This is a genomic window from Paractinoplanes toevensis (genome assembly GCF_018332695.1).
GTDB lineage: Bacteria > Actinomycetota > Actinomycetes > Mycobacteriales > Micromonosporaceae > Actinoplanes > Actinoplanes toevensis.
On sequence record NZ_BOQN01000107.1, the window covers coordinates 1 to 14,169 of the forward strand.

Genomic DNA, 14,169 nt, shown 5'->3' on the forward strand with positions numbered 1-14,169 from the left:
CTTAAGCTACGCGGCATTGAGGTTGACCTCTCCGCTACTCGACCGGATCGCGGCAAATCCGGACGCGAACTCTCCTCCCGGCATGACCAAGCCTGTGGCTACCCTGCCGTTGTGCGGAAACGATTTGAGTTCGTCTTGGCGCTGACCCCTGCCGACCTGCGCCTGGTCGAAGCTGTGCGCGCCGACCCCTCAATGCCGCATCGCGAAATAACTGCGCACGCCGTGCGCGCTGACTCGCTCACCGCCGTCTGTGGAGCCGATGTCACTCCGGCTGCACCGAAGACTGACTTCACGAATGACCACATCGATGAACAGTGGGGGCCAATCCATGTATGTGAGCCGTGCAGCTTCGGCGCTTCGACGCCTTAATGCCGCACAGCCCGGTTGGCACGCAACGCCCCACGGGGCCAGCAGACATGCGCTTCCCGGCTACTTCACCGCCCCTGCACACCCGCTCTCGTACCCTTGATCGCCCCGGCGGGCGCTGTTCCCGCAACCGCCCGTCGGCGCACTACCCGAGAATCGCGCATTATCGGCGGTAGATCCGGACGTCGGGGCGTGTCCCGTTAGAACCAGGTGGTGGTCACTGCCTGAAGCAGCCCGGCGTCAATGTCCAACGGATCGGTCGTGCGGAGTGCACTCTCCAAGGCGATCGCTGCATCCCGTTCGGGCGAGTTGCCGTGACATGCGCAGTCCAGCCATTCCGAGGCATAGTAGGCGTCGCCGATGAAGCCGCCCGGATAGTCGAGATCCGGGGCGAGCCGCGCCAGGAACCGGATCGCCGCGAATTCGTCGCCCTCCGGTCGCACTCGCGCGACCTGCCCTACAAAACGAGCGACCAAATCGCCGGCCTCCTTGACGGGCATCTCCTGAATGCCAAGTTCAGCCAACACGTTGGGCACCAACTGGTCTACCAACCATGGCGACGCCGCTCGCGGCAGGCCGGCGAGTTCCGAGACACCTTTCCCATCTGCTCCTTGCGCAAGCAGATGAGCGGCCACGTCCGGCCAGTCGCTGCTCAGGATGAGGCCGAGGCGCCGCGCAGCACCGACGATGAGGCGCTCGTCGTCAGTGAGCAGACCGTTCACGTCCGCGCCTCCGTCTCATCACCGATCCAAGCTTTACATCGTGCCAGACAAAGAAGACGCGTCTGGCCAAGCGCCGATACGGTCACCGACGAGCAATGCACCCGCGGAACCCGCCGTCGGCCCCGCGCCTTCCCAGCGGCATGAGGGCGCGCGGACACTCCCGCCAAGCGAGCCGCCCAATCCTGTCGCGGCCCGAAGCGGCAGCTGGCATCCTGCCTCCGTGTATAGAGCGCTCGACGACGGCATTGAACTCGTGGCCGATGATGGACAAGCCCGTGTCCGTCTGCTTGCCCCTCAGCGGCCCTTCGCGGACGAGTTCGTTGATTTCCGCGTCGATTTGCATGATCACGGACTGAACGCGGCGACGGGGGTACGTACGATTGAAGGTGACGGCCTCGCCTCCTGGGCCAAGACGCTGGCCGAATCGTATGCCGGCTGGGACGGTGCGCAATCGTGGGAGTCACTTGAACGAGATGCTCGCATCCACGCGCTGCACGACGGACGCGGACACGTCATGCTCAGGTTCGTGATTCGTGGCCCGCGCGCATACGAAGAGGCCGCTTGGGAAGCCTCCGTCAGTGTCAACCTCGACGCCGGGGAGGACATGAGGGGCCTCGCCCGAGAGATCGAAATCTTCCTCGCGTAGCGGGTCTCTCTCGAAATCCGTTCGCACGCGCGCGGTCAGCGGCAGATCCGGATAACGGCTGGCGGTCCGGTGGCTTGGCGCGTCAGGGTGAACCGTGATCACTATTCAACGACTGCGTGTGCGCTGGAGTGCGGCAGCACGTAGGGTCCCGGCGGGGTCTGTGCAGCCCAGCGGTGCTTCCACCGTCGATGCCAGCCGGTGATGTGGTCATTCACGACGTGCTTGCAGACGAGGCAGACTGACGGGTTCGTCTCACGCGAGCCCGACCATCATGTGACCACCGCGTCCACCTTTACGGCGGATCGAGACGACCAAGCCGGGGACACGGCAAGTGATTGCGAGGCTTCAGCCGACGCGCACGATTGGCGGCAAATGAGTGCGGCACGATGAACCCCCTAGAGCACGAAGGCGCCCGTAATTTTTCGCAGCACGTTTCGAACGCCGGACCAGTCTTGCTTCGCAGCAATTGACGGATTCTTTACTGCGGCGGCAGCCTTTTCGCGAAATCTTCGATGCACATCCACCTTGTTGACAACTTCTCCCTGGTAAGAGCCTACGGCGGAGATTAGTGAACTCCACTGCACCGGCATTAAGGCGCCATCATCGTCGGAAAGAACATCTCTTCCGAGGTACAATTCAATACTTCCCGCCAACCCATTAACGTTCGCCAAGAACGTCCCCCCGCCGGGATGTTCCAGTGATGGCGGCCCTATCGTTGGATACGATTCGGCAAGTGAAATATCAGGGTAGCGAAGTACCCTAATGGTAGGCGGCAAGCGGCGCAGATCGAGAGATCGGAGCGCATCGGCGGCGGCGCTGTCATTGTCAAAGATTGCCACCGTTCTATTCGCTATGCCAGCCGCAGCGAAGGACTTCACAAGTCGCACCAGGGCACCTGCGCCGCCATCATTCTTCTGTTCGAAATCCAAGAACTTTATTAAATCAACTACATGTGGGTATAGAATCGAGAGTCCTGCCGCAAGAAATTCTGCGTCAGTTCTTCCCTCTGTCAAGACCACTATTGGGGAGAACAATGAACCGTCACGACGCAGGTCATTCAACTTGGCCGAAGCGTGTGAGCCGTCGCCCTCGCCGACCCATGCCCAGCCTGAACCCGTGACGTCCGTGATCACCTGCGCTTCCGGGAATGCAGCCACTGCAAGTCGCATCTCCCTCAGCGGATCGAAAGCAAAGCCAGCTAGACCTATCAGCCATTTGGGTGATCCAGGCAGCGAATTTCTGGAAGAAGTGCTATTGGAAAACACCATCGGTGCATCGTCGGCCATTTGCGAAAGGATTGACAGCCATCGAGGGCCATCTAGCATCCTAAGAGCCTCTACTTCATCGCCCTCGCCTTTCGGAGAAAGCCTATCGGCGTGGGCAAGAACGTTCCTTTCCCAGATATCCAGGCTGGACTTCAAATCGAATCCCAGGAGGTCGAGCCGATCAGCTACATCTCGGGCCTTGGCTTCGTATCGCCGTACCTGGACCTCGTCTGTCGCGCCTTCCTCGCGGCGGGGTGTTACTCCAGGCCGACTGTAGAACTCGGACCTCTTCACTACATGAACCTGAAAATCCGCATCTGTAAACGCAGCCAGGAGGCGGCTCTCATCGTCCTCATGCCATGTTTGTACGTATGGCCCGATAAACACGGATGCCGGTTCTAACATGTGCTTCCTTCGGTTGTCCAGGCATCGATTTTGCCCTGACCGGGAGGAAGGCGCCATATATTTCTATCGGCAGAGCCACACTGCGGCGGCTGGCCGGCTCCGGAGGCAGGGCACGGTTGGCGCCGGTCAAGGTTCTCGCCTTCGCAGCTGCAGGCCAACGGCACATGGCTCGTGTCGTGGGCGATTCAGATCTTGAGTTTTGGGCTGGCGTCGACCATATCTATTTAAGATTTCCTTGGTTTCGCTGACCGTAGTTCACCCATACCTTAGATTCGGATTGGAGTGAACAACCGCGTTGACCTCACGGGGATGATGAGGCTCGTGGAGTTGAAGAGCCGTTTCGGCCCGGAGTTCGTGGCAGCGCAGCAGGCCAGGTACGCCAACCGCCCCAGGTCTGGTCGGCCACTGACCTACGACGTCGCAACGTTGGAGCAGTACGAGCCCTGGCAGCTGTGGCTCGATGCACAGCTCGCTCTTCTGTCAGCCGCCGACGCCCAGGCGTTCGAGGGAAAGCTGCGGCTGGACGAGAGCCATTGGCCGTCGATCTTCGAGCTCGCCGCCCGCTCGCAGGCAGAAAGGGCGTGGAGTAGGCCGCCAGTCGGCAACGCAGTCGCAGTGTGCGTAGAGACACAGCGGCTCCCCCATGTTCCAGCGTCCGCCGTGGTCCATTGCGTCCAGTTTCGCGACCCTGCGTCCAGTTTCGCGATCCGTATACCCTTACAGCGCGTGATCAAGCCGGCGAGATCATGTGAACAACGAGTTTTGTCACATGCTCGCGTTATCGTTGGCGGAGACGGAAGCATCCAGGGAGGGCCGTGCTATGAACCCGCCGCAGGTCACCGCGCTATGTCAAACCGCCGCCGACGAGCCGGAAATGATCGAGCTGTCGGCGGAGGAGTACGGCCAGGCGGTTGAGCGCACGCTCAAATCACTCGGGTATACGCGCGATCAACTTCGACGTCAAGCAGAGGAAAACTCGTTCGATTCGCCCGTAGCGTTCATGGTGTGGAATACGATTCGAGACCATGGCGACATCGGGTGCGTTGACAAAGCAAGCGTTTGACTTCGCAGCAAAACTGACCGAGCTTCTTAATAGTACCGTCACCGATAACGTTCGACTGGCTGCAGTGTTTTCCGAAGAAGTAAACCGCGTTCATCTCGGCTATCGGCTGAGCAAGCACAACCTAGTTAGCAGGCAATACTTCCCTCTGCGTCAGCGCGACAACAATCCGCGACTGTACATGCAAGTCTCGGCTCAGTGTGTCCTTGACCCGGAGAAGCAGTATCTCACCATGCATCAGTCCGTCTTTGCGCTTGCGTTCGACGAGGACGGCGAAAGGGAGTTCTGCCACTTCGATTACGAGCGCGATAAGGGAGACGGCTACCCGGAGTCCCACTTCCAGATCAATGCCGACTCGGAATTTATGCAGGATTACCTGTCCAAATGCAAAGAAGCGGAACCGCCTCTCCGTTCGGTCGAGAGAGATGAGGAAGGTCGTCGCGTTCGCGGCCCTCGCATAATTGGTAAGATCCACTTTCCGTCTGGATCGCGAAGGTTCCGCACATCACTAGAGGACATCGTAGAGTTCCTTGTCGGCGAGAAAATCGTCCCTGACCTGACAATGGATCAGCAGAATTTTTTGAACCAGTCCAGGCAGGACTTTCACGACTTACAGTTGTGCGCGGCAATTCGTCGTCGGCCAGAAGTTGCGGCAACGGCGCTAAGGTCTGCGGGCTGGTCGGTCCAGACTCCATAACCGCGTCTGATGTCCGTGCGGATTGAGCGGAATGCTGCCCTCGGCAACCAGGTTGAATCCACTCTCATCGGCAGATCCGGAAGTCGACCGCACGAGTTAGGTAACTCTGCGTAGCGCGGAAGTCTCCATCCGGTCTGGACTGAGGGAACGCCGATGGCCCTCGGCGGACAAACTTCGATGGCGAGAACTGCTGCTGGAGCATGCTTCGATGACACGGACATTCTTTACTGGCAAAGGACAACGAGTTCTCCGTCGGCGTCGCCGACGGCGACGTGGCTCCAGTCGTGGGATCTGGGCTCTATCCCGCGAAGAGTGATCGACGCTAGTCATGGCCGATCGTTGCCTGAAGGTGCGACAGGGAGACGGGGCTGGTACGCGGTAGGCGATCTTCGGGAAGTGCCGACGCTGGGCCGATCGATCTTCTACCGTTCGCCAGCAGAGGATCGAGGACGAGGAAATGCCTGCCCATGCCGCCGGACACGTTTGTCACCTTCACCCCGGACCCGCAGGATCCGTCATGGCGTAGTGGGTGGGATCCCATGGTTGACCTTGCAAAGCCGACTGCGTTCCGGGACCTGCCTCAGTCGGTGTTCCTATGGCGGAACTTCCAGGTCAAGGTGGTCTTCACGGTGGGTGGCGTTGACCTCAGCCAGAGCATGGGCGTTCCCGTGAGCATTCTGGACTTCGTCCTGATGTTGCAGGCAGTAAAGGTGATCGTGCGCCGCGAAGGCAGGGCTGACATCGGATTGTCCGACCGGGGTGACCAGTGGTCGTTCTCGCAGCACGGTGAGCTGCTGAGGGTGCGTATCCGAGGTTTGCTCGATGATGGCTGGGTCGAAGGATCGTGCCTGGTTGAGGAGTTTGAACAGCTCGTCGATGTTTGCCTGGCCGACGCGCTGCGGCTGATGTTCTGGGAACAGCCCGCTCTTCGACAGAACACCTACCTTCAGACGTTGGTTCGCCAGGCGGCCGGAGCTTGATCATTCCGCGAGTAAGACGCGTTTGCGGAGCAGGTCGAAGCCTGCTCGGCCATACATCTGCCGTTTGAGCATCTTGATCCGGTTGACGTTGCCCTCGACCGGTCCGGAGCTGTAGGGCAGGCTCAGTCCGGCGGTCACAGCGTCGAGGTCGGAGATCACGCCGTTGACGAAGCGGTTGATGCCAGGCAGATCGGCCTGCTCGAGCTAGCGCCGGGCGGCCGGCGAACTAGTCTTCGCGGATCTCGAGCAGTAGTGGCAGCGAGTCGTCCTCGCGTTCGAGATTGATCTTTAGAGTAAGACCATGAGGCTCGGACCGTACTTCGAATGCGGGATCACACTCAGCTCCGAACAACTGCTGGGATCCTCGTCGAGCGCAGCGATCGTCGTCCGATCGATCGTTGCCTACTCCGATGGTATCCGGCTCAGCTGGTCGTTCCACACCCGGCGCCCGCTGGGAGACGCATGGGACGAACTAACTAACGGTCAACGACCAGGCAGCCTAAAGATCAGCTACGGCTATCTGGCCGACGGCCCGCCCCCGTTCCAGGCGCCGGTAGTCTGGCCTGAGACCAGCAGCGTGGAGTCCGAACTACTGTCCGCCGCCGGCGGCGACGGCGACTTCGCCGAATGCACCGTCACCCTCTGGGTGTCGCCACGCAAACCCGGAACGTTCCGCTTAGCCGCGCTCTGGCCGGACGAGGGAATCTCACAAGTTCTACACGACTACGCCATCCCCACCGACGAGCAGTGCTCCGAGAAAGTCGTGAAGATCTACCGACAAGCAAGCTGACTGCCGATCTTCGAGGCAACCACGGGAACGCCGCCGCCATCCCCTCCTGTCAGGTCGTGGCCTCCCCACCCCGCGGTCACAGCGAGCAGGGACACCTGAGCGGGTCCCAAATACGCGAACACAGAAACCGGCGGGCGATAGGCGGGCTCAGAATTCACGCCCGAACGGGACCGCCAGTCGGTTCTGGCGCATATTCCGTGAATGATCACCGGCAGGCGCATTTCGGCTGCACAAGGTCACGTCTGCGTGGACTCGTCGATCACAGGCTGCCCTTCCCGGCTGCAAGCAGGACGCAGGCATCCCGCAACAGCTCGACTCCGCCGACAATCGTAAGAACTACACAGATCTACGCGCACCACCAGCGGCAGACGAGTATGAAGTCGCCTCATGTGACGTCTGCTCCCAGGTGCGGCGACCGCTCTGCCGTAAGTTGACCGATCAGCCCCGAGAGAGTCGATGAGCACGTTTTATGGAACCCATGGGTTCGCGTGCCACGCGGTGGCTGTTTCCCTACTTCGCGTTCTCAGCAGGCATTCTGGCGCTGTGGGCCGGAGGGTTTCTCGGCGCCACGCTAGCCTTCGGCATCGCGGCCGCGATCGCATGGAAAACGGGCAGGAGCAGTGCGCTGCGGTGGACGTTGATCACATTCGCCGTGCTCAGCATGGTCGGGCTCGTGGTCATGGCCCTGGATACCAGCTCCGGTGTGGGCACGCTGATCAGTTCATCGGGCTGATCCCGAGAGGCGAGTTCTCGACGTAGGACGACGGATAGAACGTCTGCCGTTGGGCGACCCGGCCCTCCCCTCAACAGATCGACTGGGCTACGTACCGCGCCAGCGAGCGCACCGGCTTGCCCGCCTGGCTGATTCCAACTGCCTACATGTCCTACGTGCCTGTCCCGCCGCCGCCAGCTTAATTTCAACTCCAAGAGCCGGGTTGTGAGATCCCGGACTGCTGCGCTTCGGCTGATTGTAAGGGCCAAAGTCTGGAATTACTGGAGTCCTGAGCGCTGACGAGATCGGTAATATCATTCATCCTGCAATAGCACTCTCCTTGGCGCAACCGAACGCACTATCATCGGCAAATGAGTGAATTGATCGTGGGAGCTAACGGTCAGTTCTGTCGCGATCAGCCGCCACGGCCGTTTCGGCGGGGCTGTCCCCACGGCGAAAGGTGGGCACTCGAGACCGCTCCGGGACCGTGAACAGGACCGAGCCACCCCCGTTCTATGTGGCCCGGTCCGGCCCCGGTTCCGGCCTTTCCGCCGGCCGGTTCGATCGTGTGACACCAAGCGTGGCTCAGCGCTGTTAATGAACTGTTGTCGCCGAGGTCCGCCGGATGTGAGGCTGGTCGGTGGGCGAGTGGCGGCGTGCCGTCGCAGCTCGAGACGTTCGAGGACGGGAGGCCGCGGTGGAGGTCCGCCTGCTGGGTCCGGTGGAGACATGGGCGGACGGCCGGCCGGTCGAGCTCGGTCCACCGCAGCGACGGCACACGCTGGCTGCCCTGGCGGTCGATGTGGGTCGCCCGGTCACCATTGACGTTCTTGCCGCCCGAGTGTGGGACGAGCCGCCACCGGCGGCCGCCCGGATTCTGCAGGTGCACATCACGCACCTTCGGCGGCTGTTGGCCTCCGCCGCGGGCCCGCCATCGGCCCGCCTGCTGCGCCGCTCCAGCGGTTACCTCCTCGACATGGCGCCCGAACGAGTCGACGCCCACCGGTTCGCCGACCAGGTCCGACGTGCCCGTGGCGCCGACCCGCCCACCGCGCTGACGCTGCTACGCACGGCCCGGGAACTGTGGCGGGCCGAGCCACTCGGCGGGCTGAAGGGAAACTGGGTGGAACGGACCCGGCACGCGTACGGGGAGCAGCACCTCGCCGCCACGATGGCTTGGGGGCTCGCCGAGTTGCGGGCCGGCAACCCGCTCGTGGTGATCCGGCCGCTGGCTGAGCTCGCCATTGATCACCCGCTGACGGAGCCGCTGGCCGATGTCGTGATGCGGGCTTATGCCGCCGCTGCCCGGCCCGCCGACGCCTTGGCGTATTACGCCAAGTTCCGCCGCCGGCTCGCCGACGAGTTGGGTGCCGATCCGAGCGCGACACTGCAGGCCCTGCACCAGGCCATTCTGCGCGGCGAACCGGTGGTGCCGCGGGACACCATCGAGGTGGCGGCCAAAGCACCGGTCACTGTTGTCGTGCCGGCCCAGCTACCGGCGGACGTTCCCGGTTTCGCCGGCCGTGCCTCGGCCCTGCGCGCCCTCGACAATGTGCTGACGGAGACCGCGATGGCGGTCGCGGTGGTGTCCGGCACCGCCGGGGTGGGCAAGACCGCCCTTGCCGTGCACTGGGCGCATACGGTGCGGTCCCGCTTTCCGGACGGTCAGATCTTCGTGAGCCTGCGCGGCTTCGACCCCACCGGACAGGTCGTCTCCCCGCAAGCGGCACTCCGCAGCCTGCTCGACGGGCTGGGCGTCGCCCCCGAGCGGGTGCCGACCACCCTCGACGCGCAGACCGCCCTGTACCGCAGCGTGGTGGCCGGCCGGCGGCTACTGCTGGTGCTGGACAACGCCCGCGACGTCGAGCAGGTCCGGCCGTTGCTGCCGGGCACCGCCAGCGTTGTCGTCGTCGTGACCAGCCGGGCGCAACTGATCGGTCTGCTGGCCGACGGGGCGTCCGCCGTACCTCTGGGTCTGCTGTCCCGGGGGGAAGCCGAGGAACTGCTGACGAACCGGCTCGGACCGGGGATCGTCGCCCAGCGCGACGCACTCGACCAGGTCATCACGGCCTGCGCCAGGCTGCCACTGGCGTTGAGCATCGCCGTGGCCCGGACCCGGCAGACGAACTTTCCGCTGATCGCGCTCGCCGCCGAGCTCAGCGAGGTCAGTGACCGGCTGACCGCGTTGGACGTCGGCGATCCGGCCGGTGATGTCCGGACGGTGCTCTCGTGGTCGTACGCGGCCCTGAGCGAATCCGCCGCCAGATTGTTCCGGCTGCTCGGACTCGTCGTCGGACCCCACTTCGACGTCCCCGCGTTGACCAGCCTCTCCGGGTTGCCGGAGCGGGACCTTCGCACGCCCCTGCGCGAGCTGACTCGGGCGAGCCTGGTGACCGAGTACGCTCCCGGCCGCTACAGCCAGCATGACCTGCTGCGCGAGTACGCCGCCGAACTCGCCCGTCGCGACGATTCGGAGGACGTACGCCGGTCCGCTACCGTCCGCCTGCTCGATCACTACCTGCATGCCGCGTACGCAGCGGATCGCCTGCTCAACCCGGCCCGCGAACCCATCGTCCTGCCCATGGGCCAGCCGGCAGCCGGCGTGTGTCCGGAGCGGTTCACCGACCTTGGCGACGCGATGGCCTGGTACGGCGAGCACCACGCCGTCCTGCTGGCCGCCCTGCGGCAGGCCGCGGCGGTGGGACTCGACCGGCTCGCATGGCAGCTCGCCTGGTCGATGGACACCTATTCGTCCCGGAAGGGTCACCTGCACGATCAGGTCGAGGCCTGGCAGACCGCCATCGAGTGCGCGTGCCGCCTCGGCGAACTGCAGGCCCGCGCCTGCGGGCACCGTAGCCTGTCTCAGGCCGACACCAGACTCGGCCGCTATGGCGAGGCGAACGGCAACCTGAGGCGCGCGCTGGAACTCTTCACGAAGGCGCGCGACCGCATCGGCCAGGCCCGCACCCAGCACCACCTCGCCTACCTGTGTGGCCAGCAGAAGCAGCCCGCGACCGCCCTCGAGCACGCCCGGCAGGCCTGGGCGCTCTACGCCGGCACCGACGACCGGACCGGGCAGGCCGAGGCTCTGAACGCGATCGGGTGGTACCACGCGCTGCTCGGCGAGTTCGAACAGACTCTGACGCACTGCCGGCGGGCGCTGGAAATCTTCGAGGCGGACGGTGACCTGCACGGCGCCACCGGCGCCTGGGACAGCTTGGGGTACGCCCACCACAACCTCGGTCACCTCACCGAGGCCATCGACTGCTACCAGCACGGCCTCACGTCGGCCCGAAGCCTGGACCACGACCTGTTCGTCGCCGAGTTGCTGGTGCACCTCGGCGAATCCCACCATGCGGCCAGGCAGCCCGCCGCAGCGCGCATCGCGTGGACGGAGGCGGAACAGCTGCTGACAGCGCTCGACCACCCGAGCGTCTCCAGCGTCCAGGAGTCGCTGCGTCGCCTCGATGACTGAGCCGCGGCCGGATCAGCCGCATCGGCGGTTAGGGTCCGGCTCGCGCGGGGCTTCGCGGTCCTGGCCGGCGCTGTACCGACGGCGGCGGCCGGCTACGTCGATGAGGGCTCCGACATCAGGCCGTCGCCCGGATCCAGGCGACACACGCCTTGTCGACCGTCGCGAACGGTTTCTTGAACGCCCGGCGCGAAGCGTCGTCGTACTCGAAGCCGTTCTGCAGCCGGTAGCGGACGAAGTCGAACAGCGCCCGCTGCCCGTACTTGTTCGCCATACAATTCATCGCGAAATGCCCGAGCCCGTAAAAGGCGTCGATCTTCGACAGCGGTGCGTCGTCGGCCAAAGGCAGCATCACGATCGACGCGGGCCGGTGTCGACCGTGCACGGCCGCGTGCACCGCCGGCCGCCGCCAACTGGCCGACGCTGCCGCCGGCGACCAACCGATGTATTCGGCGATCCCCTCGATCAGCCATGTGTCAGCCCGGCCGGTGGCGTTGATGCCGCTGTTGGTCACCACGTGACCCATCTCGTGTTTGACCGTCGTGGCCAGCAATCTCTGGTCCCGGCCGAGCGCCGGCATGTTCAGCACCACGTCGGCGCCGTCCGCGTTGAGGTTGATCGAGTAGCCGATCACGTACTTGCCGTTGTCGCCCTGATACCAGGTGCGCCATGCCTTGGCGTCGGCCAGGTAGATGCGGTAGCGCTTCTGCGGGTTCTCGACGTAGCCGGCGATCCGGTCATTGAGCTTCGCCGCCGACTCGGCCAGCGCCAGAACGTCGTCCAGCTTCGCCGCCTCACTGGCCGTCGCGGCCACGGTGACCCGGTCGCCCTGCCGGATCGTCAACGCCGTGTTCTCCCACGGAGTCGGCTGCAGCGAATTCCTGGTCTTCGACGCCCCGACCGCCGCAATGACAAGCTTGCCTCCGACCGTTTTGACGGTCAGCGTCTGTCGCAGCTTGGGCGCCTCGTTGCCGCCGGACCCGTAGGTCGGGCATAGCCCCATGCTGAAGCAGTACGTGACATCAGCCTCGATCTTCATGACCGGGTCGGCCGGCTGCGACAACAGATGCGGCGTGTAGAGGAACTGGCTGACGTCCAATGCGCGCAAGGTGGTGAACATCTTGCGATAGCGCGTCTGCAGGGGAGCGTCGACCGCCGCCAGCCACCCGGCCTCGTCGCCGGCCAGCAAGGCGGCCCCCTGCTTACGCAGAAGCGAAATCGCCTGCTCGAACGGACTGACCGGAACGTCTTCCACAACCACGGACGCCGACGCCGACGGCGCGGGTGTGCCCTGAGCGGGCGCGGAACAGGCGGCGAGGGAGAGGACAATCATTGCGGCGAGGAGGCGGCGATACACGACCACGAATCAAACCAGGTTCGATCATTCCCCGCTGTCCCGCACGCTCCGAGATGGCCGGCATGCCGAGCGGTCGTTGTTCCCCATTGGATCGAGCGGCCCTGGAGACGCACAGCAGGTTGACGGGCTGATCGACCGCCGGCGCCCTGATGTGGGGTAGCGAGCGAATCGCCGCAGCACGATGGGTCGCCAGGACTATGTGACGTCTCGAGCACCGTAGGCAAAGGCACCCTGACGGTAGCGAGACAAGATGCCTGAAGCCACCTCCTCCGGAGTCCCGCTTGGCTCGATGACCAGGTGCCGGGCGTCGATGCGGGCTTGCTCGAACTGTCGGTGCATGTACCGCGTACCGGGCTCGTCGTCACGGTTGCCCTCCCGGATGGTGACGTTCTGCACGCAGCGTTCTACCGAGGGCAGCAGGACGGCGTAGTGCAACTCGTTCAGTCCGGTGGCTTCGAAGAAGGTCGGCAGGAACCATGGCCCCATGACTCCGTCGAAGACGGCCTCGTATCCCCCCTGTGCGAACTGCCCGGCTGCCGCACCCGAGGCGCGGATGACCGTCTGGTTCTGATCCTTCGCCTCCGGCAGCCACGGCTTCTGCGCACTCCGGTCGAGGAATCGGAAGAAGGCGTCTCCGCGGATAAGGACGCTTGGTGAGAGACGCGATGAAGCGATGGAGCTGACGGTCGACTTCCCGGCTCCGGGTGGGCCGGCGATGACGAGCAGGGTGGACATGTGGCCTGTGTATCCGCATCGCACGGTGTTATCAAGGCAGTATCGGGCTGGTTTCGGCACTTCAGCCAGGTGCTTAGTGCGGCCAGTGCCGATGGGGCGATGACGTCCGGGTGGGTGGCGATGGTGAGGTTGTGGCCGACGTCCGGAAGGGTGACCCGGCCCGGGCCCTTGGTATGAGCGTGAAGCGTTCCTTTCTCTCGCCCGGGGCACACGCCACCGGGCATGGTTGAACACGGGCACTTCGGGGAGCCTCGGCGTTCGGTCTAGCCTGCGGAGGCCGCGGTTCCCGCGTGCGCGGACATAACGCGGACGCGTAGCCGTTCACCCAGAAGTTCACTCGGCGTGATCCCCGTGGTGCGGCCGGACCGGAGTATCGGCACGTCGTCCAGGGCCTGTTCCAACAGCTGCAACGCCCGGGCCACCACCGCGGCGACTTCGGCGTCGGCCGGGGCGCGCTCGACCGCGGCCAGCAGCAGCAGGTCCAGATCGCCCTTCTGGATCACGTTGTCGAGGAATTGCTCCGCATCTCTTCCGCTGTGGAGCCGATCGATCAGCGGCTGCAGGGCGTGCGAGATATGCCAGTGCAACGCGGCCAGATACAGACCGCGCTTGCTGCCGAAGGTTTTGTAGAGGCTGTTGCGGTGTACCCCAAGATGCCGGACAAGGTCATCAACACCCACCCCGTCATAGGCGCGCGTGGTGAACAGCGCGGCGGCCTCGGCCGTCACCATCTCTTCGTCGAATCCCCTCGGCCGCCCCACGATCAACATCGTAGGCAGTTGGGGAACGATCGGTCAAGAACAATCGTTCCTAAACTGGCCTGGCTGTCGGTGCGCCCGGCCCTTCGCCCGGGCGGCCGCACCGCCACCGTCGGCGCCGTCCTGCTGGGCGTCGCCGTCCCGCGGCGTCGCCCTCGGCTTCGCCGTTCTGCTGTTCGTCTTCGTCAACGTCCCCGCCGCCTT

Annotated in this window: 13 protein-coding genes and 1 pseudogene; 8 read left to right on the forward strand and 6 right to left on the reverse strand. The window is 64.1% G+C overall.

The window, feature by feature from the left end; genetic code table 11:
* On the forward strand, positions 1-369 hold a 369-nt coding region (locus tag Ato02nite_RS39330), incomplete at its 5' end, for a hypothetical protein (RefSeq protein WP_213011790.1).
* 197 nt (positions 370-566) lie between these two features.
* Here the strand turns inward: Ato02nite_RS39330 and Ato02nite_RS39335 are convergent.
* Entirely contained in the window at positions 567-1,088 is a 522-nt protein-coding gene (locus Ato02nite_RS39335; RefSeq protein WP_246607964.1) for a hypothetical protein, read from the reverse strand.
* A 220-nt stretch (positions 1,089-1,308) separates the two neighbouring features.
* Between Ato02nite_RS39335 and Ato02nite_RS39340 the strand changes: the two genes are divergently transcribed.
* On the forward strand, positions 1,309-1,734 hold the full coding sequence (locus Ato02nite_RS39340; RefSeq protein WP_213011791.1) for a DUF6228 family protein: 426 nt from the start codon (positions 1,309-1,311) through the stop codon (positions 1,732-1,734).
* A gap of 395 nt (positions 1,735-2,129) precedes the next feature.
* Here Ato02nite_RS39340 and Ato02nite_RS39345 read toward each other — a convergent pair whose 3' ends face one another.
* Positions 2,130-3,020, reverse strand: coding sequence for a hypothetical protein (locus Ato02nite_RS39345; protein WP_213011792.1), 891 nt, complete (start codon positions 3,018-3,020; stop codon positions 2,130-2,132).
* Between the two features lie 1,204 nt (positions 3,021-4,224).
* Here Ato02nite_RS39345 and Ato02nite_RS39350 point away from each other — a divergent pair.
* From Ato02nite_RS39350 to Ato02nite_RS39360, 3 genes are all read left to right on the forward strand, one after another.
* Positions 4,225-4,467 (forward strand): hypothetical protein, encoded by a 243-nt coding sequence (locus Ato02nite_RS39350; RefSeq protein ID WP_213011793.1) that lies wholly within the window; start codon positions 4,225-4,227, stop codon positions 4,465-4,467.
* Positions 4,430-5,161 carry a hypothetical protein gene (locus Ato02nite_RS39355; RefSeq protein ID WP_213011794.1) on the forward strand — a complete coding sequence of 244 codons (732 nt, stop codon included), beginning with the start codon at positions 4,430-4,432 and terminating at the stop codon, positions 5,159-5,161. The genes Ato02nite_RS39350 and Ato02nite_RS39355 overlap by 38 nt, the downstream gene beginning before the upstream one ends.
* A gap of 539 nt (positions 5,162-5,700) precedes the next feature.
* A complete protein-coding gene (locus Ato02nite_RS39360; RefSeq protein ID WP_213011795.1) occupies positions 5,701-6,141 on the forward strand; it encodes a hypothetical protein in 441 nt (146 codons plus the stop codon).
* Here Ato02nite_RS39360 and Ato02nite_RS39365 read toward each other — a convergent pair.
* Positions 6,142-6,336: pseudogene (locus Ato02nite_RS39365) on the reverse strand (ISL3 family transposase); the annotation flags it as partial.
* Between the two features lie 106 nt (positions 6,337-6,442).
* On the opposite strand from Ato02nite_RS39365, the gene Ato02nite_RS39370 reads away from it, so the two are divergent.
* From Ato02nite_RS39370 to Ato02nite_RS39380, 3 genes are all read left to right on the forward strand, one after another.
* Positions 6,443-6,931 (forward strand): hypothetical protein, encoded by a 489-nt coding sequence (locus Ato02nite_RS39370; protein ID WP_213011796.1) that lies wholly within the window; start codon positions 6,443-6,445, stop codon positions 6,929-6,931.
* A gap of 478 nt (positions 6,932-7,409) precedes the next feature.
* Complete coding sequence (locus Ato02nite_RS39375) at positions 7,410-7,664, forward strand: hypothetical protein (protein ID WP_213011797.1); 255 nt, start codon at positions 7,410-7,412, stop codon at positions 7,662-7,664.
* Positions 7,665-8,340: 676 nt separating this feature from the next.
* Positions 8,341-11,118 (forward strand): AfsR/SARP family transcriptional regulator, encoded by a 2,778-nt coding sequence (locus tag Ato02nite_RS39380; RefSeq protein ID WP_213011798.1) that lies wholly within the window; start codon positions 8,341-8,343, stop codon positions 11,116-11,118.
* Between the two features lie 115 nt (positions 11,119-11,233).
* On the opposite strand, the gene Ato02nite_RS39385 is transcribed toward Ato02nite_RS39380, so the two are convergent.
* The 3 genes from Ato02nite_RS39385 to Ato02nite_RS39395 form a co-directional block, all read right to left on the reverse strand.
* A complete protein-coding gene (locus Ato02nite_RS39385) occupies positions 11,234-12,448 on the reverse strand; it encodes a hypothetical protein (RefSeq protein ID WP_213011799.1) in 1,215 nt (404 codons plus the stop codon).
* Between the two features lie 219 nt (positions 12,449-12,667).
* Complete coding sequence (locus tag Ato02nite_RS39390) at positions 12,668-13,207, reverse strand: ATP-binding protein (protein WP_213011800.1); 540 nt, start codon at positions 13,205-13,207, stop codon at positions 12,668-12,670.
* Between the two features lie 263 nt (positions 13,208-13,470).
* Positions 13,471-13,977, reverse strand: a complete 507-nt coding sequence (locus Ato02nite_RS39395; protein ID WP_246607965.1) for a TetR/AcrR family transcriptional regulator — start codon at positions 13,975-13,977, stop codon at positions 13,471-13,473.
* Positions 13,978-14,169 lie beyond the last annotated feature (192 nt).